Origin of the sequence: Saccharopolyspora rectivirgula DSM 43747, assembly GCF_000497205.1 — a bacterium.
Taxonomy (GTDB): domain Bacteria; phylum Actinomycetota; class Actinomycetes; order Mycobacteriales; family Pseudonocardiaceae; genus Saccharopolyspora; species Saccharopolyspora rectivirgula.
Window position 1 is genome coordinate 15,439 of record NZ_AYJW01000037.1, and the last position, 22,381, is coordinate 37,819.

The following is a 22,381-nucleotide window of genomic DNA, read 5'->3' on the forward strand; positions in this document are numbered from 1 at the left end:
TGCGGGACGCAGGCGCCACTTTCGCGATCGCGCACGGCTTACCGGGCGGCCATCAAGGGAGGGGTGGCGGGTCAGCCGCCTTGGCCGCCCGCGTGGATAGCCCGCTGGCCGGACAGGTCAGCGGGTTTTCGCGTTTCTCCACCTCCAAGAGCAGGCGTCCTGCGCTCGAGTGGCCGACGATGGTGCTGTGGACCGAGGCAGGAGTGTTCACGTGCGCATAGCACCGCAGCTGCGCCTGTTCGCCGCTCCGCGCAATCGGGGAGAACTGCTCACAGTCCCCTACGACGGCACGGCGACGATCGGCCACATCGCCGAATCCCTCGGGGTGCCGCTGACCGAGATCGGCGACTTGCTCGTGGACGGCACCAGCCGAGGGCCGGAGCACCAACCGCGGCCGGGCCAGACCATCCAGTTGCAGCCGGTGCCCCGCCCGCAGCGGCTCGTTCCCAGGTTCGTGCTCGACGTGCACCTGGGGAAATTGGCCAGGAGGTTGCGGCTGCTGGGCATCGACACCGCCTACCGCAACGACGCCGCCGACGACTCCCTGATCGCCCAGGCCAACGCCGAGCACCGCGTGCTGCTCACCCAAGACCGCGGGCTGCTGCGCCGCCGAGCGCTGTGGTCCGGCGCCTACGTGTACGGCGCCCGTCCGCCCCAGCAGCTGGCCGACGTGCTGGAGCGCTTCGCCCCGCCGCTGGCCCCGTGGACGCGGTGCACCGCGTGCAACGGAGAACTCACCAGCGTGCCCAAAGAGGACATCCTCGAACTCATCGAACCCGGTACGCGGCGGAACTACGACGACTACGCTCGCTGCCTGGAGTGCGAGCGGGTGTACTGGCGCGGTGCGCACGCCAGGCGAATCTCCGAAATGATCCGACAAGCCCGGAAAGCACACCCGGACTACCCCGATTGACCACTGGCCCGGGTTCCTGCCGGGAACGGTCGTCGGCAGGAACCCGGACCCCGGGATCACCCGGTGATCCCGGTCAGCACCGGAAGATAACCTTCGGCATGCCCATCGGTGTTCGGGTGGAACGACTCCGCCAGCGGGCTGCTGGGCCCGTTGATCCACTCGTCATCGCTGCACACCCCGTGGCCGTCGAACGCCGCTCGGGTGTCGGCGAAGGTGAAGCCGGCGGCCGACGCCTGCTCCTGGATGATCTCCGCCAGGACGTCGGCGCCTTCGTTGATCCGCTCGCGCTTCGCCTCCGAGTAGCCGGGGATCGAGCAGTCCCCGAGGTCGTTGAGCCGCGGATAACCGAGCACGACCACTTCGGCGTTGGGCGCGGCCTGCCGGATGTTCGCGTAGGTCTGTTCCAGCTTGGCAGGCAGCTCGTCGCGGGCTTTCTCCTCGGCTTCCGCCACCTTGTCGGCGCATCCCTCATCGGTGTTGAGCAGGCAGCCGGTGATGACATCGACGAAACCGATGTCGTTGCCTCCGATGGAGATCGTCACCAACGTGGTTTCCGAGCTGAGCGCGTCCAATTGCTCGGAATTGACATCATCGGTCACTGCTCCGGAGCACGCGACGAAGCTGAAGTTGCTGACGTCGTGCGCGTCAGCCCACAGCTGGGGATATGCCTTGGGACTGCGCTTGCAATCCCCGCTGTCCTCGAAGTACTCCCGGGTGCCGACTCCAGAAGCGTAGGAGTCCCCCAGTGCCACGTAGTTTTCCGCAGCATTGGTGTCAGCGAATGCTGGAGCAGTGGTGATGGTTCCGGCCAGGGCAAGGGCAACCGCCGCAGCGGCTCGACTGATGTGGCGCATAATTCCTCCGCAGAACTCGGAGCGCGACGCACCACATATAAGCCGGCCATTACAAAAAATTGGAAATTTGTCGCATAAGCGCCAATTAACTGTGATCGCCGAAGAATCGGAAGAGCAACACCAATCCGCTTTTCAGCGCATTTCTCCTACTCGCAGCGGAGCAGCAGAATTGCGTTCAAACGATTTACCATCGATTCAGCGGACGTCGATCGGGAACTCGACGGGCATTTCGGCGACGCATCCGGTCACCAAACATCTCCCGGCCGCCAGTCGCAGGTGAGCTCAGCGCGGTGGTCGAGGCGGACGTCGACCGGGAGCACGAAGATGTAGCCGTCCTCGGCCGGTGTCCGGCGGACGCCGGTCGGGGTCAGCACCGAGGTCCTGCCGAGCCAGCGCTGCCACCCGCGGGATTCGTAGAACGGCACTCCCCGTTCGCTGGCGCCCAGCACCCCCAGCTGGTAGGCACCGGCGATGACCTCTTCCAGGACCGCCATGAGCGCGGAACCGCGGCCGTGCCGCTGGTGGTCGGTCCGGACCGCGACCCCTTCCACGTATCCGGCCCGCAACACCTGGCCGGCGCAGAGCATCCGGCGCAGCAGCACTGCCCCGTGACCGATCAGCTCGTCGCCCTCCCACACCAGCGCGTGCATCCCGCCGAGGCAGTGCTCCCAGTCGTGCTCCGCCATGTCGTCCACGAATACTTCGTAGAGCAACTCCCTGGCGGCTGCGAGCACCCCCTTCTCCAGCTGAGCGGTGTGGGCGAGCTGCACGGTTGCCATGACGGCATGCTGGCACCCCACCTCGCACCGACACAGCACCGGAAGTCCCGATTCGTCCCTGTTGTCGCTTTTCCGCTGATCGGCTGAGCGAATGACTACTCACCGGTGCAAAGCAGCGTGGCGTGAATTCGCCTCATCACCCGCCCGGCGTACAAGATCGCTGCACCAGATGCGAGCATCCGATGCAAACCTTTGTGTTCATCCGGGGCTCAGGCCACTCGGGGAGGCATCACGTGCAAATCTTGTGGGGAATCGGCGGCATGCTCGTCGTGCTGCTGCTGGCATTCGCACTGTCCACGAACAGACGGGCCATCCGACCGCGCACGGTGCTCGGCGCCTTGCTCATCCAAGTCCTGTTCGCGATCATCGTGCTGCGGTGGGAACCCGGCAAACAAGCTCTCGCAGCCGTCGCCGACAGCGTCCAAAAAGTCATCGACTCGTCCAAGGAAGGCATCGACTTCCTCGTCGGTCCCATCCTGCCCTCCGAAGGCACCGTGGTGGCCTTCCAGGTGCTGCCGGTCATCGTCTTCGTAGCCTCCCTCACCGCAGTGCTGTACCACTGGAACATCCTGCAGTGGGTGGTCCGGATCATCGGTGGTGGCCTGCAGAAGGTGCTGGGCACCAGCAAACCGGAATCGCTCAACGCCACGGCCAACATCTTCCTCGGGCAGACTGAGGCGCCCCTGCTGGTGCGCCCCTACCTGCCCAACATGACCCGGTCCGAGTTCTTCGCGGTGATGGTGGGCGGCCTGGCGACCGTGGCCGGCAGCGTGATGGTCGGCTACTCGCTGATGGGAGCCGATCTGAAGCACTTGATCGCAGCCAGCTTCATGGCCGCTCCTGCCGGGTTGCTGATGGCCAAGATCATCGTCCCGGAAACCGAGGAGCTGAAAACCGACCACCTCACTCCCCGCGAAGGGGTCTCCGACGCCACGAGGGGAGAAGCGACCGAAGAGGACGGCGACGAGTCCGAGTCCGAGTCCGCCAGCTCGGCGGCGCTGGCGGAATCCCTGACCGGAGAAAAACCGCGCAACGTCATCGACGCCGCGGCCACCGGAGCCGCTGACGGTCTCCGGTTGGCGCTCAACGTCGGCGCCATGCTGTTCGCGTTCGTCTCCCTGGTCGCCTTGCTCAACCTCATCCTCGGAGCCCTCGGCGGACTGTTCGGCGCTCCGGACCTGACATTGCAGCAGATCCTGGGTTACATCTTCTCCCCGCTCATGTGGGTGATCGGGGTTCCTTGGGAGGAAGCCGTCGCGGCCGGTGGATTCGTCGGCGAGAAATTGGTGCTCAACGAATTCGTCGCGTTCGCCGATTTCGGCCCTCAAGTCGAGCAATTCAGCGAGAAAAGTGCGACCATCATCACTTTCGCCTTGACCGGTTTCGCGAACGTCGGATCGCTGGGAATCCTGCTCGGCGGCCTCGGCGGCATGGTGCCGAACCGGCGCAGCTGGATCGCCCAATACGGCATCCGCGCGATCCTCGGCGGCACACTGGCCAATCTGCTCAGTGCCGCGATCGCCGGCATTCTGGTCTGAAGAACGAATTCCAGCGAAGAGGTCCTGGTGGTCCGCCACCAGGACCTCTTCGCGTTCCAGGGGCGGAAAGCACCTCGGCAGTTCGAATACGACCGCACTGGACGAAGATTTTCCACTGTAGATATTCCGCTGTCCGGACGACCACGGCGCACGACGTGTTGCAAGAGGAGCAACACCGCTACAACTGAAAGTGGCAGGACTGGGGGTCAACTGCCTATTCTGGATTAACGCAGGACCGCCAGTCGGATTATGCAGAGCTGCCGGATAGCAGCAAAGCGGATAGCCTATCGGCCGATCCCAGCGGTCAGACCAAGATCGTAAAGTGAACGCCGTCGTTTACGACGTCGTAGGCCACCACAAGCCGTCCGGACCGGCCACAGTGGCAATCAAGGAGGTAGTTCACGTGGAACAGGTGGTTCTGCTCGACGATTCGGGTCAAGCGATCGGCGTGGCAGACAAGTCAACAGTGCACCACCCGGAGACCCCGCTGCACCTGGCGTTCTCCTGCTACGTCTTCAACGGTCGCGGCGAGTTCTTGCTGACCCAGCGAGCACACCACAAGAAAACGTGGCCGGGCGTCTGGACCAACACCTGCTGCGGACACCCCGCTCCGGAAGAGCCGGTGGAGGAAGCGATCACGCGACGTCTGCGCGAGGAACTCGGCCTGACCGTGCACACCTTGCAGCTGGCGCTTCCCCGGTTCCGCTACCGGGCCGTGATGGACAACGGCGTGGTCGAGAACGAGATGTGCCCGGTCTTCGTCGCGTTCACCGACGAGCAGCCACAGCCCAACCCGGAAGAAGTGGCGAACACCCGCTGGGTCGACTGGGCCAAGTTCAGCGATGACGTGATCGCTGGCCAGGCCGATGTTTCTCCGTGGTGCCAGGAGCAGGTCCCGCAGCTGGTCAAGCTGGGACCGAACCCGCTCGCCTGGCCCGCGGGCAGGGAAACCGAGCTTCCCGCGGCCGCTCGCTGAAACAGGCGAGACGCGAATTCAGGATCACCCGCTCGGCAGCATTCGGCCACGGCAGGGCAGCGCTGCCCCGCGCTCACCGGAAGACTTCACGGCCTCCCGGAGGCGTTCGCCGGTACCACAATGCTGCTGGGCACTGTTTTCGGGAACAGCCGCAGCACAGCACGGCTGTTCCCGAAAACCGAGCACGGCCTGGCCTGAAGCCGCTGCTCCTCGCTCCTCCAAGCGCTCCGCTCCCACCGCACCGATCGGAGCAGCTCGAACGTCCCGGGCCCACCCGGTCACCACGGCAGCCCCGCCACGCTTCAGAGCGACTCGATGAACGCCAGCGCCACCCGCCAGGCCTCTTCAGCCGCTTGCGCGTCGTGGTCCGGCAGGTCCGGGTCGGTGAACAGGTGACCGACGCCGGGATAGCGGAACACCTCGACATCGGCCCCGGCACGCTGCATCTGCAGGTACCAGGAGTTCAGCCAGTCGTGTGGCTCGAGGTGGTCGGGGTCGGCCACGTGCAGCTGCACCGGCAGGTCGTCGACCGCGGCGTCCGCAGCGATGTCAGCGGTGCCGTGGAACAGCAGCAGGCCGCGGGCTTTCTCGTCCGCCAGCGCCAGGGTCTGCGCGATGGCAGCACCCAGGGAAAAGCCCGCGTACAGCACTCCCCGCTCGCTGTGCGGAGCCGCGGCCCGCACAGCGCGGTGCAGCAGTTCGTCCCGCCCGATCTCGTCGGCCAGCCGCATGCCCTCCTCCACCGAGTCCGCGGTCCGACCGTCGAACAGGTCGGGGACGTGGACCTCGTGGCCGGCGGCGCGCAACCGATCGGCAGCGGCGTGCACGGCAGGCCGCAAGCCGTATGCCGAATGCAACAAGAGGATGTCCATAGCAGACATCAAAGCAGTCGCGCACACGATCTTGAGAACGCCCCGGCGGCGTCCGCTGCTGGAGTCGACGCGGTGATCGCCACGTCAGGTCGGACCCGCCGCAAGCGCTCCAGCGCTCACCGACCGCTCGGCCGGCGCTGCCCGTAGTCGGCGAACTGGGCGGCGACCCGCTCCAGCTCGGCGTCGTCGAGCAGCCTGGGGTCACCGACCTGCCGTGCGGTCAGCCACAGCTGGCACAACCACTCCAGCTGCCGAGCCCGGTTGTAGGCCTGCCGCAGGTTCTTCCCGATGGTGACGGTGCCGTGGTTGCGCAAGACGCACCCGGTCCGCCCGGCCAGCGCCACCGACATCGACTCGGCCAGCTCCGCGGTGCCGTACGTGGCGTACTCCGCCACCCGCACCCGACCGCCGAAATCGACCAGCTGGTAGTGCACCGCTGGAACGTCGTCGCGCAGCAGGGAGAGGGCGGTCGCGTGCAGCGAGTGGGTGTGGACCACCGCGCCCGCGTCGTGCCGCTGGTACGCCATCAGGTGCATCGGGAGCTCGGAGGTGGGGCGCAACTCGCCGTCCACCACTTCCCCGTCCAAGTCCACCAGCGGAACATCGGGCTCGGTCAACTCGTCGTAGTCGACCCCCGAAGGGGTCACCGCGATCAGGTCGCCGCACCGGACCGAGACGTTCCCGGACGTTCCGACGACCAGGCCGTCCGCCGTCATCCGCTGCGCGATGTCGATGACAGCACGGCGCTGTTCCGCCAGGCGAACCGAGTGCTCCACACCCATCCTCTCAACACGCGATCCCGGAAGCTTCGTAGTCGCTGATGGCCGCGACTTTCTTCGCCGACGGCGAGAGCTCGTCGAACTGGTAGTCCAGCCATTCGGAGGCCAGTTTACGGGCGAGCTCCAATCCGATGACCCGCTCTCCGAAGCACAGCACCTGGGCGTTGTTGCTCAGCACCGAACGCTCCACCGAGTAGCTGTCGTGCGCGGTCACCGCGCGCACCCCGGGAACCTTGTTGGCGCTGATGGCGACTCCCAAACCGGTTCCGCACACCAGCAGCGCGCGGTCGGCTCGCCCCTCGGCGACCATCCGCGCGGCCGCCACCGCGATGTGCGGGTAAGCGGTCGGGTCGTCCCCGTTCACGCCGACGTCCACCACCTCGCCCACCCGGGGATCCGCCTGCAGATCCCGTTTCAAAGCGTCCTTGTAGTGGACGCCGGCGTCGTCCGCGCCCACGACGATCCGGTACTTCTGCTCACCCACGGCTTCGACCTCCCTGTTCACTTCTCGTCCTCAGCAGCCAGCACGTCACCGATGCGGTTGAGCACCAGAGCCAGCGAAACAGCCCCGGGGTCGGGCGTCCCGAGACTGCGTTCGGCCAGTGGCCGGGCCCGGCCGGTGCGCGGCCGCAGATCGGCCGTGGCACGTGCTGCTTTCTCCGCGGCATCGGCCGCCTGCCGCCAGGCATCGGCCACACCGGTGCCGTTGTCGACCGCTCGCTGCAGCTGTTCGACGAATGGGACCAGGGCGTCCACCAGCGTCTTGTCCCCTGGTTGCGCACCACCGAGCCGCTGCACAGCTGCGCGCGCCGCCTCGGCCGCGGCAGTGATGTCCGCTGCTGCTGGAGCGCGGTCGCTGGGGAGCTGCTGCCCGAAGGAGCGCAACGCCGCTCCCCACAGCGCTCCCGACGTGCCGCCGGCTTTCGCCGCCCACGCGCCACCAGCTGCGGCCAACACCGACGCCGGGCTGCCCCGCTCCGCTTCGGCCTCGGCAGCCGCCAGCGCGGCGCTGCTGCCCCGGGTCATGCCCCGGCCGTGGTCGCCGTCGCCCGCCACCGCGTCCAGTTCCCCGAGCTCTGCCTCGGATTCGCGCAGGACTTCAGCCACCGAGCGCAGCACCCGGGCCGCGCACCGAGCGGTGCGCCGCCCCTCGGCGGAGACAATTTCCACAGAGGACTCACTCGCGGACCCTGGAAGCAGAACGTCCTCTTCAGACTCATCGGTGTCCGCGATCTGAACGCTCCCCTTGCGGTACGCTGGCGTGTCCACCGGGGCCAGCCAAAGCCGCTCCAGTTCCTCGTCCAACCAGGTCAGTGTCAACGAGCAACCAGCCATGTCCAAACTGGTGACGAGTTCGCCCACCTCCGGCGCGACGACTTCAACGCCCTCCCGGTCGAGCAGTTCCGCGACCGTCTTCCACACCACGAAGAGCTCTTCGTACTTCGTGGCACCGAGCCCGTTGAGGATCGCGGTCACCTTCGGCCGTTCGATGCCGTCCGGCGCTTCAGCCAGCAACCGCTCCACCAGTGTGCTGGCCAGTTCGGCCGCGGTGGGCATCCTGGTTTCGGACACCCCCGGTTCCCCGTGGATGCCCAGGCCCAGTCCCATGTGCCCAGCAGGAACCTCGAAGAGCGGTTTGTCCTGCCCCGGCAGGGTGCAGCCGGCGAAAGCCACGCCCAGGCTGCGGGTGCGAGCGTTGGCGTGCTCCGCCACCCGCACCACTTCGTCGAGCGAGTACCCCTCTTCAGCTGCCGCGGAAGCTATTTTGAACACCACGAAATCACCGGCCACTCCGCGGCGACTGCTCGTTTGACCTGCCGGAGCGCTCGCGATGTCGTCGGTCACGACGACGTTGTGGGCCGGGATCCCCTCCTGCTGCAGCCGCTCCACGGCAAGCCCGAAGTTCATGTTGTCGCCGGCGTAGTTGCCGAACGAGAACACCACCCCGGCTCCCCGGTCGACGGCTCGCCCCACCGAGTAGACGTCCTCGGCCGACGGCGAGGTGAAGATGTTGCCGATCACCGCGCCATCGGCGAATCCGGGGCCGACCACACCGCAGAAGGCGGGGTAGTGCCCCGAGCCACCGCCGGTGACCACGGCGACCTTGCCCCGGCGCGGTCGGTGCGCGCGCACCACACCGCCCGGCACCTGACGCACGTACTGGGGGTGGGCGGCGACGAAACCGGCCACCATGTCCTCGGTGAAGGACGCGGGGTCGTTGTACAGACGTGTCATCGCAGACTCCCCGGAGCGCCTCGCTGCCACAGCGGGCGAGCGTTCTCGATCGTGTCCAAATAGGCGCGGTAACCGCGCTCGTAGAACTCAGCTGCTCGTGGTTCGGGGTGCACGGTGCGGCGCTCGGCGGCCCACCGCTCGTGGTCCACGGGGTCGCCCAACGCCGCCCAGGCCGCCATGGCCGCTCCCCGCGCGCCCACTCCTTCTTCCAGGGGCACGTGCACCGGGCGGCCGAGCACATCGGCGAATACCTGGCTCCACGCGGTCGACCTGGCTCCCCCGCCGCACGCCGAGACCTCTCCGGTGAGTCCGGCGGCTTCCAGGTTGTGCCGCGCGGCATAGGCCACCGCCTCGCACATCGCCCGCACCAGATCGCCCGGAGTGGTGTCCAAGGACAGCCCGGTGAACTGACCGCGCGCGTTCGGTTCGACGAACGGGGCGCGCTCCCCGGAGCTGGACAGGAACGACAGCGCCGCCACCCCGTTCGCACCGGGACTGCTGCTGCCCAGCAGCGATTCCAGCTGCGACACGTCCACCCCGACCACGCGCAGCACCCAGTCGAGGTTGGCGGTGCCGACCATGGCCGGCATGACCCGCAAGTAGTGCTGCGGATACGGGGTGGCCAACCACATCCCCGCCGGTTCGCCGTCCGGTTCGACGACCACCTCGTCGCGCAGCACTTGGCACCCCAGCGTCGTGCCGATCACCAGCACGCCGTCCCCGGGGTTTCGCACCCCAGCCCCGAAAGCGCAGGAGGGAAGGTCGAACGGGCCGGCGGACACCGGCAGCCCGGCGGGCAGGTCCAGCAGCTCGGCGCTGGACTTGGTCAGCGCGAAGAGCTTGCCCCGCGGCGCTGGTTCGGCCAACAGGTCGCGGTGCTCCGCCAGCCCGCACGCCCGCAGCGCTTCTGCCGAGTAGGTCCGCTGGCGCACGTCGAGGAACGGCATGGACGCGTCCGAGGCGTCCACGGTGATCTCACCGGTGAACCGGTGGACGATGGCGTCCACGCAGTACCCGGCAACAGCTGCGCGCTCCAGGCGTTCCGGCTCTTCTTCGGCCAGGTGGGCCAGCAACGGTCCGGCGCATCCGGGGAACATGCCCGCTCCGGTGAGCGAATGCACCTCGCGGGAAACCCCGGTGCGCTCCCAGTCGGCCAGCACCTGGGCCGCGCGGGCGTCGAGCCACGAGATCGCCGGGCCGACCGGCTGGCCGCTGTGGTCCCGCAACCACAACCCATCGCCCTGACCGGTGATCGCCAGCGCTTCCACCGGCACCTGCGCCAGGGCCGCGTCGGCGCTGACCGCGCGGACCACCTGCACGACCGAGTCGATGACCTCGTCGAGGTCCTGTTCGACACGTCCGCCCGGCAACCGGTGCAGCGAGCTGCGCACGCTCCGGGTGACCACCGCGGTGCCGTCCCGCCTCAGCAGCGACGCCTTGGTCACCGAGGTGCCGACGTCGACCCCGATGATCATTGCCCCAGCCCTTCGATGCGGTCCAGCACCTCGGGGTTGGCCACGAACCGCGGCCGCTGCCCGGTGAGGAACCGGTGCGCATCGGCGGCCACGATCTCGGCCGCCCGGTGAGCTGTCTGCCTGGTCGCTCCGGCCAGGTGCGGTGTGGTGATCACGTTGGGCGCGTCGAACAGCGGCCAGTCCTCGGGCGGCGGTTCGATGTCGTACACGTCCACGGCCAGCGCACCGAGTTTGCCGGACTTCAGCATTTCCGGCAGGGGCGCGTAGTCCAGCAGGCCGCCTCGGGCGGAGTTGACCAGCACGGCGCCTTTCGGCAGCAGCTTGAGGTTGTCCGCGTTGAGCAGGTGCCGGGTTTCCGGGGTGAGCCGGGCGTGCAAGCTGACCACCGAACTGCGGCGGAGCAGGGTTTCCAGCGCCACGAGCTCCACCCCGTCCTGGGCGACGGCCGCTGGATCCGCATAGGGGTCGGCGACGAGCACGTGAGCTCCGAACGCCTTCAGCACGCGCGCCACGATCTTGCCGATCGCGCCGTAGCCGACCAGGCCGACGGTGGCGCCGTCCAATTCCAGTCCGGCGTTCTCGTAGGCGTAGTAGTCCCCTCGCCAGTTGCCGGCCTTGAGCTCCGCGTCGGAGCCGGGGATCCGGCGCAGCGCGGCCAGGACGAGTCCGACGGCGAATTCGGCTGCTGCGGCGGCGTTGCGCCCGGGTGCGTAGCTGACCACCACCCCGTTCTCGGTGGCCGCGGCCAGGTCGACGTTCACCGGACCACCCCGGCACACCCCGATGAACTTCAGCTGCGGCGCCTGGCGCAGCACCTCCCCGGTGAACGGCGCCATCTGCGTGACCGCGATCTCCGCGTCGCCGAGCGCGTCCAGCACCTGCTGCTCGGTTCCGCTGGCTTCGTCGACGTTGCCGACCGGGCCGAACGGCTCCACCGGCCAAGGCAGCTGGAGGGTGGTGAATTCCAGTTCCAGCTCACCGGCGTTGTGGCGCAGCGCGTCGGCGAACAGCTCGGGCAGGACGAAGTGGTCGCCCGCGGCGAGAACTCTGGTCATCGTGACTCCTTTGTCGGCGATACTTCGGAACGCTGCTGGCGCTCAGCTGTTGAACGGGTCCGGCAGCTCGGTGATCAGCCGCTGGTGGGCATCGGACAGGTCGGAGGCGACGTAGCTGGCCTTGGCCAAGGCGTCCGCAGCGGGCGGGTAGTCGGTGTTCGGGATGGCCACCACTGTCATGCCCGCGGCTGCGGCGGCCCGCAATCCGTTGCTGGAGTCTTCGACCGCCAAGCAGTCAGCCGGATGTTCGCCCAGTTCGGCCGCCGCCGCCAGGTAGACGTCCGGGTGCGGTTTTCCGCGCGGCACCTCGGCGCTGGAGACGGTGGCGGTGAAGTGCTCAAGGATCCCGTGGTGCTCGAGCACCGCGTCGATGAGCCTGCGCGGTGCCGACGAGGCAAGGGCGATGGGGGCCCGCCGTGCCACCTCGGCGACCATCTTGTCGGCTCCGGGCAACAAGCCGATCTCGCCGCCTTCCAAGGCGGCGACCATGTCGTCGACGACGAGTCGTTCGGTCTGCTCCGCCGACTCGGCAGCCCCGCAGAACCGGGCCAGGAACGCGGCCCACTCCGGAGCGCTCATGCCCTGCACCTGACGGGTTTGCTCGGCTGTCCAGGTGCTTCCGCGGGCAGCGGCGAACCTGCTCCACATCCGCTCCCAGAGGTGTTCGCTCTGCACCAGGACGCCGTCCATGTCGAACACCACGGCGCGGTGCGCAGTCGTTCGCGCCGCTTCGGACTGGGTCATGTTCCTAACCTCCCAACGCCAACGAGGCTGAAATTAACACTATTAAAGTTATAAGTCACTACCTCGTTGATAGACAGGCTCCCGGACACCTGTTCTGCAGCCAAAACGGCAACAGGCAAGATGAGAGGCATGTCATCCGCACCGAAAAAGCAATCACCACGGCTGATCCGGCAGCAGAAGATCGTCGACTACGTCGTCTCCAAAGGCTTCGCCAGCGCCGCTGAGCTCTCAGAACTGACCGGCGTCAGCCTCATGACGGTGCACCGGGACATCGACGACCTGTCCACCCGCGGCCTGCTGCGGAAGTTCCACGGAGGGGTGTCCGCCCAGCCGTCCACGATCTTCGAGAGCAGCTCCGACTTCCGGCTGCACACCCACACCAGGGAGAAGGCCGCCCTGGCCCGCGAAGCCCTGAAGCTGCTCAGCCCGGGCATGTCGGTCCTGCTGGACGACTCCACCACCGCGCTGGCCCTGGCCAGGCTCCTGCCCGAGGTCGGCCCGCTGACCGTGGTCAGCAATTACCGGCAGGTGCAGGAAGAACTGCGAGAAGTGCCGGACATCCGGCTCATCTTGCTCGGCGGCGAGTACTCCCGCACCCACGACTCCTACTTGGGCATGCCCTGCCAGGAGATGGTCAGCACCTTCTCGGTGGACATCGTGTTCATGTCCACCTCGGCGATGAACGGCCGGATGACCTACCACCAGGAGCAGGAGATCGTGCTGGTCAAACGCGCCATGCTCAACACCGCGGTGACCAAGGTGCTGATGATGGACGCGAGCAAGCTGGACCGCACCGCCCTGCACCAGTTCGCCCCGGTGGACGCCTTCGACCACATCCTGCTCAGCGGCGACATCAACCAGGAGCTGCTCAGCGAGCTGCAGGAGCAGACCGACGTGCGGTTGGCCCCGCTGGAGGCGTGACCGGCCCGCGGAGCAACAAGAACAAATACACTTTTAACAGAAGTATTGATATTTCTACCGTCACGTATGAGTATGGGGCCACTCATGAGGTGGCCGCAGACGGCCCACCTCCGTACCAGCCCCCTCAACGTGGAGGTAGGCGTGTCCACAGCCACTCCTGCGGGATCCGGCAGATCCCTGCTCGACCGATGGGGCCTGCCCAGAGCACTGGTCTACGGCTACATCGGCGTTCTGCTGTTCATGATCGGTGACGGTGTGGAATCCGGTTTCATCGCACCGCACATGGCCGAGCACGGCGCGGGCACCGACGTCCGCGCCGGCTACGTGATCACCGTCTACGGCATCGCCGTGATGATCGCTTCTTGGTTCTCCGGAGCGCTCTCCGACGTCTGGGGCCCCCGGAAGGTGATGGCGCTCGGGTTCGCCATCTGGTTCGTCTTCCACATCCTCTTCCTGGTGTTCGCGCTGGGCACCGAGAACTACACCCTGATGCTGGTGTGCTACGGGATCCGCGGATTCGGCTATCCGCTGTTCGCCTTCGGCTTCCTGGTGTGGATCACGGCAACCGCCCCCAGCGCCCGGCTCGGCGCCGCGGTGGGGTGGTTCTACTTCGCCTTCACCGGCGGGCTGCCGACGCTCGGTTCCCTGTGGTCCAGCTTCACCATCCCGGTGATCGGCCAGCTCGGCACCCTGTGGTCGTCGCTGCTGCTGATCGGCCTGGGCGGACTGCTCGCCCTGTTCGGCGTCAAGGAGCGCACCGGCTACCAGCGGCTCATCCCCGAGGACAGCACGCTGGGCCAAAGCCTGTACACCAGCATCTCGGTCACCTGGACCCACCCGCGAGTGCTGATCGGCTGCATCGTCCGGATCATCAACACCGCGCCGCAGTTCGGCATGCTGGTGTTCTTGCCCCGCATCTTCTCCGACGACATCGGCTTCGGGGAAAGCAAGTGGCTGCAGCTGCTGGCGATCATCTACGGCACCAACATCGTCTTCAACCTGATCTTCGGAACCCTCAGCGACAAGATCGGGTGGCGCACCACGATCGCCACCTTCGGTGGAGCCGGCTGCGCCATCAGCGTCGCACTGCTCTACTTCATCCCCGTCCACCTCGGCTCCGACTACTACTGGGCCGCCGTACTGGTCGGCATGCTGTACGGGGCGACCCTGGCCGGCTTCGTACCGATCTCGGCGCTGATCCCGTCGATGGCCCCCGGCAACAAGGGCGGTGCCATGGCCCTGCTCAACCTGGGCGCGGGCGGGGCGACCTTCGTCGGACCGGCGATCGCCAGCCTGTTCTTCCCGCTGGTCGGAGCAGCCGGGGTCACCGTGATCTTCTCCGCGCTGTACGTGCTGTCCATCGGGCTCACGATGACGCTGAAGATCCCGGACACCGCGCTGGAAGCCATCAAGCAGGGCAAGAGCCTGCAGGAGGCGGCTGCCGCGCACTAGCGGTCAGGTGCCCGGGCTGCTCGGCGCCCGGGCACTCCTGCATCTCACATGCGGCTGCACTGCCCCGTCGTCCCGCCGGACACCGCGTTCGGTCGGCCGTCGTCCACCGGGGCCGGCCGGTTCGCCGAGCAGTGCAGCGAACCGAAGATCGCATTTCCGGCCACCACAGGAGAGTTGCGGGTGCGGCTGTCGCGGATCGACACCGCCCCGGCGACCCGGGTGTGCTCGATTCGCAACAAGCCGCGCACCCCGTCGACCTGAACCGACCCCACCGCGCTGCCGAGCAACCACGCGGATTCGGCACCGGAAACCCTCAGCTCCCCGCTGATCCTCGAGTTCACCACGAGCAGGGACGCCCCGGGGCCCACCGAAACCGCCCCGGAAACGTCCGCACCGCTGAGGCAGAGCACTCCGCTGGTCACGCGCAGCGGCCCGGAACGACCACCGGTGATCACTTCGGTGCAGGCGGCGACCGGAACTGTCGCCTGCACCGGTTCCCCAGGTGCGTTGACGATGTCGAAGTACTCGCCGGTGGACTTGCGGCGCTGATAGCGCAGCACCAGCGCCGCCACCCCGGAATCCCCGTGGAGCTCGGCGCGCCCCGGTGTCGTCTCGGCGGTGATCCCCCCTGCGGAATCGATCGAAACCGCTACCCGGTTGAGCTGGTTGGCCAGATCCATCGCGGCACCCGACCGGCTGCGGACCGACCAGCCGAGCTCGCCTCTGCCGTCTTCCAGCTGGACCCACGGAACATCGGTGACGAGGGAGTACGGAGCGACCCCGGACGGAATGGTTTCATCCTTCGTGGACTGGTCGATCCGCAGCGCCCGGGTGTCCGGGTCGAGGTGCATGCGCTCGGTGTACAGCCGGCGGTTGGTCGTGGGTTCCGGTCGCCCGTGGTGCACGTAGTACAGCTCGCTGCCGTCCGGCGAGGCGATGACGCTGCCGTGCCCCGTTGAGTACATCCCCTGCTGTTCGTCCTGGGCCAGCACCGGGTTGGCGGGGCTTTTGCGCCAGGGGCCCAGCGGGTGGTCGGCGACGGCGTAGCCGACCCCGTAGAACTCGTTCTCGTAGTTGTTCGCCGAGTAGGTCAGGAAGTAGACGGGGGATCCGTCCGAGCGCGTGCTCTTGACGACGGTGGAGCCTTCTTCCCACCGGCGGTCCTTCTTCTGCCCACCGGACTCGGCGTAGTCGTTGACGTGCGCGTTCTCCCAAGCCTGCTTGTCCGATCCGTAGTCGAGGATCGGGGTGAAGCCGTCCTTGCGGACCTGCGGGCCGTCACCGGCTTCCCGGTTGGCGTTGTAGTAGTCCGGGTGGATCGCCGGCATGGTGGTCCCGGTCGGATCGCGCCACCAGTCGTCGGTCAGCTCGACCGCGTAGATGTTCGATTCCTCGATGTACTTGCCGAGATCGTGGTCCCACACCCAATTCCGGTAAGCATTGCGCGAGAAGTACAGGTACGTCCGCCCGTCGTCGAAGAACACGTTGGGATCGATGGCGGGGATGTAAGTTCCCCTCGGAGCGGTCATCCCCTCTTCCAAAGTGGCCGGAGGACGTTTCTGATCGGTCATGATCAGGTTGACGTCGTGGTAGTCCGGATCGTAGGGGAAGTAATCGATCGGCCGATCGCTGATGTTGTGGAACGGCCCGGCAGGCGAGTCCGCCACCGCCACACCGATCTTGCACGGTTCTTCGAAGTCCGGGTAGCGGAAGTGCTCGGCGACGAGGTCCTCTCGCAGGCGTGCGGAGTAGAACAGGAAGTACTTCCCCGTTTCCGGGTTGTGGTACACCTCCGGCGCCCAGAACCAGTCCCGCCCCCACTGGTTCGGGTCGTCAGCTGGCAGTGCCCCGCCGGGAAGACGTTCCCAAGTAATCAGATCAGGCGAACGATATATTCCGAAGTGGTAACCGGGGTCAGCGCCTTCGGTCGAATAGGCGTAGTAGTACCCGTCCGCGTACAGCACGAACGGGTCAGCTCCGGGTTGCGCAGCATCGTTGTAGTACGTCGCGTTGGTCCCCGCGCGGCCCTCGGAAGCATCGGCCACACCTGATGAGAACAACAGCGAAAGTGCCAAGGCCATCCCGCTGAACTTGCGCCACACCACCGCCCTCGCCTCCTCCGACCGCATTTATCACAACCTGTTGATCACTTTATGTTTCTCCCGGCGGCAAGTCACGGAAACAGCCACCTGGCTGCCCAACCCCGCGGAATACCTGGCACGCTGACTACTATGTCTTCCAATTCATTTCCCCGCCGCAGCGCGCGGACTCAAGGTTTCACCTTGGGCGCGCCGAGGAGCTTCACAGTGACCGGTGACGGAACACGCGTGCTGTTCTTGCGTTCCGCCAGCGGTACGGATCGCAGCAACTGCCTGTGGCTGCTCGACACGGAAAACGGCGAGGAAAGGCTGCTGGTCGATCCAGCCCAGCTGCTGCCGCACGACCAGGTCTCCCCGGAGGAACAAGCTCGCCGCGAACGCGCCCGCGAGCGCTCCACCGGGATCACCACCTACGCCACCGACCGCGATGGGCGGCTCGCGGCATTCACCCTGTCCAGCCGGCTGTTCGTCATCGACATCACCTCGGGCGCCACCCGCGAACTGCCGGCCCGCCAGCCGGTGGCAGACCCCCGACCGGATCCGAGCGGCCGGCGCATCGCCTACTTGTCCGGTGGCCAACTGCGGCTCATCAATGTGGACGGTTCGGAGGACCGGGCGCTGGCCGAGCCGGAAGACGAGAACATCAGCTGGGGCGCTGCGGAATTCATCGCGGCCGAAGAGATGCGCCGGCACCGCGGCTACTGGTGGAACCCGGACGGCACCGCCGTGCTGGCCACCCGGGTGGACGAATCACCGGTGCAGTTCTGGTACCTGGCCGATCCGGCCCGCCCCGAGGTAGCCCCCAGAGCGGTGCGGTACCCAGCGGCAGGAACGGCGAACGCCGAGGTGGCCCTCGCCGTCCTCACCGTCGAGGGCGAGCGGATCGACGTCGACTGGGACCGCGGCGCTTTCCCGTACTTGGTCGCCGCGCACTGGTCAGCGCACGGCCAACCGCTGATCACCGTGCAAAGCCGCGACCAGCGCACCCAGCTGGTGCTGGCCGTGGACCCGCAGAACGGTCGGACGACCGAACTGCACCGGGACACCGACCCGCATTGGCTGGAGATCAAAACCGGCTGGCCGGCCTGGACCCCGAACGGCGAGCTGGTGCGGATCGCCGCTCAAGACAACGCCTACCGGCTGTTCGTCGGTGACCGACCGTGGACCCCACCAGAACTGCAAGTCCGGGCCGTCCTCGACGTCGCCGACGACATCCTGCTCAGCGCTTCCGCAGAACCCACCGAGATCCACCTGTACCGGGCAACGGCCGACGGGGTCGAGCAGTTGACCACCACGCCCGGCGTCCACACCGGTACCCGCAGCGGGCGCACCCTCGTCATCTCGGCCAGCACACCGGACCGGGAGAAGACCCGCACCACCGTGCTGCGCAACGGCACCGAGATCGCCGAGATCAGCAACCACGCCGAAACTTCCGGGATGCAGCTGAACATCCAGTTCCTGCGGCTGGGAGAACGCCAATTGCGCAGCGCCCTGCTCCTGCCCAGCCACTACCGGCCGGGCGACGGACCGCTGCCGGTCCTGGTCGATCCGTACGGCGGCCCCCAAGCACAGCGGGTCCTGCGCCGGCAACAGGGCCACCTGACCTCCCAGTGGTTCGCCGACCAGGGATTCGCCGTGCTGGTGACCGACGGCCGAGGCATGTCCGGGCGCGGACCGGAATGGGACCGGGCCATCGCCGGGGACCTGGCCGGCCCACCGCTGCAGGACCAGGTCGACGCGTTGCACGCGGCCGCCGCCGAGCACCCCGAGCTCGACCTGAACCGGGTGGCCATCCGCGGCTGGTCGTTCGGCGGCTACCTGGCCGCCCTGGCAGTGCTCCGACGCCCCGACGTCTTCCACGCCGCGATCGCCGGGGCCGCAGTGGTGGACTGGCAGCTGTACGACACCCACTACACCGAGCGCTACCTGGGGGACCCCAACACCAACCCGGAGGTCTACCAGGCCAACTCACTGCTGCGCGACGCCCCGAAGCTCAACCGCCCCCTGCTGATCGTGCACGGGACGGTGGACGACAACGTGGTGATGGCGCACTCGCTGCGCCTGTCGGCAGCCCTCACCGCGGCCGCCCGGCCGCACACGATGCTGCCGCTGCCCGGGGTGAGCCACATGCCCACCGATGAAGTGACCAGCGAGAACCTGCTCCTGCTGCAGGTCGACTTCCTGCGCAAAGCGCTCGGCCTGCAACACGACGGCTGACGCCCCGGCCATGCGCGGCGTGCACCGGGACGGCCAGTCAGTGCGGGACAACCCGAACCCGAAGGGCCGGATTGCTCCGCACTGACCCGCCGGACGTTCCTCCGCCTCCACGCCCAGCAGGATCGCCGGGCACCGCCTGCTGGGCGAACCGGGGCGGAAGTCGTCAGCGCCGCCCCTTCGCCTTGTTCCGCTCCCGGACCCGCACCGAGATCCGGACCGGGCTGCCGACGAACCCGAACGTCTCCCGGAACTTGCGCTCCAGGAAACGCCGGTAACCCGCCTCCAGGAAACCGGTGGTGAACAGCACCAGCGTCGGTGGCCGGGTCTGCGCCTGGGTGGCGAACAGGATCTTCGGCTGTTTCCCGCCCCGCACCGGCGGTGGCTGCGAAGCCACCAGGTCCGACAACCAGTTGTTGAGCTGGCCGGTGGGGATGCGGGTGTCCCACGACTTCAGGGCAGTGCGCAGCGCAGGAGCGAGCTTGGCCACCGCCCGACCGGTGCGCGCCGAGACGTTGACCCGCTCCGCCCAGCGCACGCGCACCAGTTCCCGGTCGATCTCCTTCTCCAGCTGGCGACGCCGGTCGTCGTCCACCAGGTCCCACTTGTTGTAGGCGAGGACCAAGGCTCGCCCGGCCTCCACGACCATCCGGATGATCCGCAGGTCTTGTTCGCTGATCGGCTGGGACGCGTCGATCAGCACGACCGCCACCTCGGCGGCCTCGATGGCCGACTTGGTCCGCAGCGACGCGTAGTACTCGGTCCCGCTGGCGGTCTTGACCCGCTTGCGCAGCCCCGCGGTGTCCACGAACCGCCACAGCTCGCCGTCCAGCTCGACCATCGAGTCGACCGGGTCGACGGTGGTGCCGGCGACCTCGTCGACCACCGAGCGCTCTTCCCCGGTCAGCTTGTTGAGCAGGCTCGACTTGCCCACGTTCGGCTTGCCGACCAGGGCGACCCGGCGCGGGCCACCGCTCCCGCCGACCGCCTCCACCGGGGTTTCCGGCAGCTTCTCCAGCACCGTGTCGAGCAGGTCACCGGAACCGCGCCCGTGCAGACCGCTCACCGGGATCGGCTCACCCAGCCCCAGCGACCACAGCGAGTGGATGTCGGCCAGCGACCGCTCGTCGTCCACCTTGTTGGCCGCCAGCAGAACCGGTCGCTTGGACCGCCGCAACACCTTGGCCACGGCCTCCTCGGTGGCGGTCGGGCCGACCTGGGCGTCCACCACGAGCAGCACCACGTCAGCGGTGTGCATCGCCAGCTCGGCTTGCGCGGCCACCGACCGCTGCAGCCCCTTGGCGTCCGGTTCCCAACCCCCGGTGTCCACCACGGTGAACCGCCGCCCGTTCCACAAGGCGTCGTAGGCGACCCGGTCCCGGGTGACCCCCGGGGTGTCCTGCACGACCGCCTCCCGGCGGCCGAGCAGCCGGTTCACCAGCGTCGACTTGCCCACGTTCGGGCGCCCGACGACTGCCAGCACCGGCTGCGGCGGAGCGGCCGGCTGGTCTTCAGGCCAATCCCCTGCGTCGACTTCGGTCCACTCGGACTCGTCTGACCAGGTGCCGTCCAGCTCGGCGCCTTCCAGCGGCTCCTCGGTCACGCTCGTTTCCCTCTCGTTCTGCGATCGCGCTGATCAGCGATCATCTGGTCGAGTTCGCCGATCAGCTCTACAAGTTCTGTCCGCAGTTGTTCCGTCGCCGCGGTCAGACCGGCACGGCCCTTCTCCGCCGGCAAGGTCACCGGGTGCCCGAACAACACGTCGATCCGCGGGAAGAACCGGAACCGCTTGCCCTCCGGACGCCGGGTTCCCCGGCAGGCGACCGGCAGCACCCGGGCCCCTGCGGTGCGGGCCAACCATGCGGCCCCGTTCTGCGCGGTTTCCACCGCACCGTCCCCCCGCGTGCCCTCCGGGAAGACACCGACCAGCCCGCCGGCGCGCAGCACCTGCACCGCGGTCAACAGCGGTCTGCGGTCGGGCTCGCCGCGTCGCACCGGGATCTGCCCGATGCGACGGAGGAACCAGCCCACCGGTCCGCGGAACATCTCGTGCTTGATCAGGAACACCGCTTCCCGCGGCAACATCCCGAACAGCAGCGGACCGTCGAGCAACGAGCTGTGGTTGGCGACCAGGACGATCGGGCCGGACCGAGGAATGCGCTCGGCGTGGTGCACGCGCACCCGGTACGGCAACCGGAGCGCCACGCGCCCCACCCACTGGGCGGCCTTGTGCAATCCCGCCCACGCACCGTCCGGCAGCGCTCCTCCTGGCTTGGCCGGCTGCCCACCAGCAGCGGAAGCGTCGTTGTGCGCCGTGTTCACCGGTCTTCTCTCCCCGACCCGTCCAACAGGCCGCGACTTTCGACGAGCTTGTGCAGCTGCTCCAGGACTTCCTGCACGCCCAGGTGCGTGGTGTCGAGCTCGACCGCGTCCTCGGCCGGCCGCAGCGGAGCCACCTTCCGAGTCGAATCCAGCTTGTCCCTCCGCTGCACGTCGGCGTGCGTCTGCTGCAGATCGCTGACCCGGCCTTCGGCGAGGTCCTGCGTGGCTCGCCGCTGCGCTCGCGCATGCGCATCAGCGGTCAGGAAGACCTTCAGCTTCGCGTCCGGAACCACCACGGTGCCGATGTCCCGGCCTTCCACCACGATGCCACCCGGTTCCTGCAGCGCCTTGTCGATCAGCTCGCGCTGCTGCCGCACCAGCAGTTCCCGCACCTCTGCCACGGCCGAGACAGCGGAAACCGCCCCGGTGACCTCCGGGCCGCGGATCTCCTGGCTGACATCGGCACCCCCGAGTAACACCGCCGGCTGCTCCGGGTCGGTCCCCATGGTCAGCTCAGCACCATTGGCCACCCGGATCACCGCGCCGCTGTCGGAGGGATCCGCCCCGGCCCGGAGAACAGCGAGCGTTATCGCCCGGTACATCGCGCCAGTGTCCAGGTAGATCGCACCGAGCGCCGAAGCCAGACGCCGGGACACCGTCGACTTGCCGGTACCGGACGGGCCGTCCAGAGCTACCACACCGCGAAGTTGGGCGTGTGCCACGTCGCATTTCCTCCCGCTCGAAGTCAACACCGGCGCGTGCCGGACCAGCCTTCCATTCTGCCTGGTGCCCGCAGCCAGCACCCAACCGCATCGGAGCACGGCACGAGGCGTCCGCGGCGCGGGACCCGCGCAGGTCACCGGCAGCGCTTGCGGGCAGACCCGCACCGGACCCGCGCCCGGCAGAACACCACGACTCGATCCGGCCGCGCCTCCACATGATCGACCATCGGCTTCGCCGCAGTCCCGACCGCCGACGAATCCCCGGGAGGAAGGCGAGTCCTGCCGCGTGGCCCGGTGACCACTGCTCGCCCACCGCAGCGCGGGACGCGCCCCGCGCTCCTCGCGGTGTTGGCCCAGCGCCCGCCCTGCGCCTCCATGGTGTCCCACAGGTCCTTGACCAGGTTTCGCAGCTCCTTGTCGAAGTCGGTCAC

19 protein-coding genes and 1 pseudogene are annotated in these 22,381 nt (G+C 67.8%); 6 read left to right on the forward strand and 14 right to left on the reverse strand.

Features of this window, described 5'->3' with window-relative positions:
- Positions 1-211: 211 nt before the first annotated feature.
- Entirely contained in the window at positions 212-913 is a 702-nt protein-coding gene (locus SREC43747_RS0111780; RefSeq protein ID WP_236623149.1) for a Mut7-C RNAse domain-containing protein, read from the forward strand.
- Between the two features lie 56 nt (positions 914-969).
- Here the strand turns inward: SREC43747_RS0111780 and SREC43747_RS0111785 are convergent, their stop codons facing one another.
- Both SREC43747_RS0111785 and SREC43747_RS0111790 read right to left on the reverse strand, forming a co-directional pair.
- Positions 970-1,767: an SGNH/GDSL hydrolase family protein gene (locus SREC43747_RS0111785; RefSeq protein WP_029721444.1), complete on the reverse strand. Its 798-nt coding sequence runs from the start codon at positions 1,765-1,767 to the stop codon at positions 970-972.
- A gap of 245 nt (positions 1,768-2,012) precedes the next feature.
- Positions 2,013-2,546 (reverse strand): GNAT family N-acetyltransferase, encoded by a 534-nt coding sequence (locus SREC43747_RS0111790; protein WP_029721445.1) that lies wholly within the window; start codon positions 2,544-2,546, stop codon positions 2,013-2,015.
- A 233-nt stretch (positions 2,547-2,779) separates the two neighbouring features.
- Here SREC43747_RS0111790 and SREC43747_RS0111795 point away from each other — a divergent pair, with 233 nt between their 5' ends.
- Entirely contained in the window at positions 2,780-4,084 is a 1,305-nt protein-coding gene (locus tag SREC43747_RS0111795) for a NupC/NupG family nucleoside CNT transporter (RefSeq protein ID WP_029721446.1), read from the forward strand.
- A 403-nt stretch (positions 4,085-4,487) separates the two neighbouring features.
- The gene (gene idi / locus SREC43747_RS0111800; RefSeq protein ID WP_029721447.1) at positions 4,488-5,060 is read left to right on the forward strand and encodes an isopentenyl-diphosphate Delta-isomerase; all 573 of its coding nucleotides are present in this window, start codon (positions 4,488-4,490) and stop codon (positions 5,058-5,060) included.
- A gap of 302 nt (positions 5,061-5,362) precedes the next feature.
- On the opposite strand, the gene SREC43747_RS0111805 is transcribed toward idi, so the two are convergent.
- The 7 genes from SREC43747_RS0111805 to SREC43747_RS0111835 all read right to left on the reverse strand — a co-directional run bounded on the left by SREC43747_RS0111805 (position 5,363) and on the right by SREC43747_RS0111835 (position 12,220).
- Complete coding sequence (locus SREC43747_RS0111805) at positions 5,363-5,932, reverse strand: dienelactone hydrolase family protein (protein WP_029721448.1); 570 nt, start codon at positions 5,930-5,932, stop codon at positions 5,363-5,365.
- Positions 5,933-6,048: 116 nt separating this feature from the next.
- Positions 6,049-6,708, reverse strand: coding sequence for a class II aldolase/adducin family protein (locus SREC43747_RS0111810; protein WP_408005188.1), 660 nt, complete (start codon positions 6,706-6,708; stop codon positions 6,049-6,051).
- A gap of 10 nt (positions 6,709-6,718) precedes the next feature.
- A complete protein-coding gene (locus SREC43747_RS0111815; RefSeq protein WP_277676206.1) occupies positions 6,719-7,216 on the reverse strand; it encodes a ribose-5-phosphate isomerase in 498 nt (165 codons plus the stop codon).
- Positions 7,213-8,946 carry a dihydroxyacetone kinase family protein gene (locus SREC43747_RS0111820; protein WP_029721451.1) on the reverse strand — a complete coding sequence of 578 codons (1,734 nt, stop codon included), beginning with the start codon at positions 8,944-8,946 and terminating at the stop codon, positions 7,213-7,215. The genes SREC43747_RS0111815 and SREC43747_RS0111820 overlap by 4 nt, the downstream gene beginning before the upstream one ends.
- Complete coding sequence (locus SREC43747_RS0111825) at positions 8,943-10,421, reverse strand: FGGY-family carbohydrate kinase (RefSeq protein ID WP_029721452.1); 1,479 nt, start codon at positions 10,419-10,421, stop codon at positions 8,943-8,945. Before SREC43747_RS0111825 ends, SREC43747_RS0111820 begins: the two co-directional genes overlap by 4 nt.
- On the reverse strand, positions 10,418-11,476 hold the full coding sequence (locus SREC43747_RS0111830; RefSeq protein ID WP_029721453.1) for a 2-hydroxyacid dehydrogenase: 1,059 nt from the start codon (positions 11,474-11,476) through the stop codon (positions 10,418-10,420). Before SREC43747_RS0111830 ends, SREC43747_RS0111825 begins: the two co-directional genes overlap by 4 nt.
- A 42-nt stretch (positions 11,477-11,518) precedes the next feature.
- Positions 11,519-12,220 carry an HAD family hydrolase gene (locus SREC43747_RS0111835; RefSeq protein ID WP_029721454.1) on the reverse strand — a complete coding sequence of 234 codons (702 nt, stop codon included), beginning with the start codon at positions 12,218-12,220 and terminating at the stop codon, positions 11,519-11,521.
- A gap of 129 nt (positions 12,221-12,349) precedes the next feature.
- Between SREC43747_RS0111835 and SREC43747_RS0111840 the strand changes: the two genes are divergently transcribed.
- On the forward strand, positions 12,350-13,141 hold the full coding sequence (locus tag SREC43747_RS0111840) for a DeoR/GlpR family DNA-binding transcription regulator (protein ID WP_029721455.1): 792 nt from the start codon (positions 12,350-12,352) through the stop codon (positions 13,139-13,141).
- Between the two features lie 141 nt (positions 13,142-13,282).
- The gene (locus SREC43747_RS0111845; RefSeq protein WP_029721456.1) at positions 13,283-14,593 is read left to right on the forward strand and encodes an MFS transporter; all 1,311 of its coding nucleotides are present in this window, start codon (positions 13,283-13,285) and stop codon (positions 14,591-14,593) included.
- Positions 14,594-14,637: 44 nt separating this feature from the next.
- Here SREC43747_RS0111845 and SREC43747_RS0111850 read toward each other — a convergent pair whose 3' ends face one another.
- Positions 14,638-16,722, reverse strand: a complete 2,085-nt coding sequence (locus tag SREC43747_RS0111850; protein ID WP_236623150.1) for a glycoside hydrolase family 43 protein — start codon at positions 16,720-16,722, stop codon at positions 14,638-14,640.
- 102 nt (positions 16,723-16,824) lie between these two features.
- On the opposite strand from SREC43747_RS0111850, the gene SREC43747_RS0111855 reads away from it, so the two are divergent.
- Positions 16,825-18,909 (forward strand): S9 family peptidase, encoded by a 2,085-nt coding sequence (locus tag SREC43747_RS0111855; protein WP_029721458.1) that lies wholly within the window; start codon positions 16,825-16,827, stop codon positions 18,907-18,909.
- A gap of 163 nt (positions 18,910-19,072) precedes the next feature.
- On the opposite strand, the gene der is transcribed toward SREC43747_RS0111855, so the two are convergent.
- The 4 genes and pseudogenes from der to SREC43747_RS21965 all read right to left on the reverse strand — a co-directional run.
- A complete protein-coding gene (gene der, locus SREC43747_RS0111860; RefSeq protein WP_029721459.1) occupies positions 19,073-20,509 on the reverse strand; it encodes a ribosome biogenesis GTPase Der in 1,437 nt (478 codons plus the stop codon).
- Positions 20,506-21,228, reverse strand: a complete 723-nt coding sequence (locus tag SREC43747_RS0111865) for a lysophospholipid acyltransferase family protein (protein WP_051387972.1) — start codon at positions 21,226-21,228, stop codon at positions 20,506-20,508. Before SREC43747_RS0111865 ends, der begins: the two co-directional genes overlap by 4 nt.
- A complete protein-coding gene (gene cmk, locus SREC43747_RS0111870; RefSeq protein ID WP_081722548.1) occupies positions 21,225-21,950 on the reverse strand; it encodes a (d)CMP kinase in 726 nt (241 codons plus the stop codon). The genes SREC43747_RS0111865 and cmk overlap by 4 nt, the downstream gene beginning before the upstream one ends.
- Positions 21,951-22,084: 134 nt before the next feature.
- Positions 22,085-22,381, reverse strand: a pseudogene (locus SREC43747_RS21965) (hypothetical protein); the annotation flags it as partial.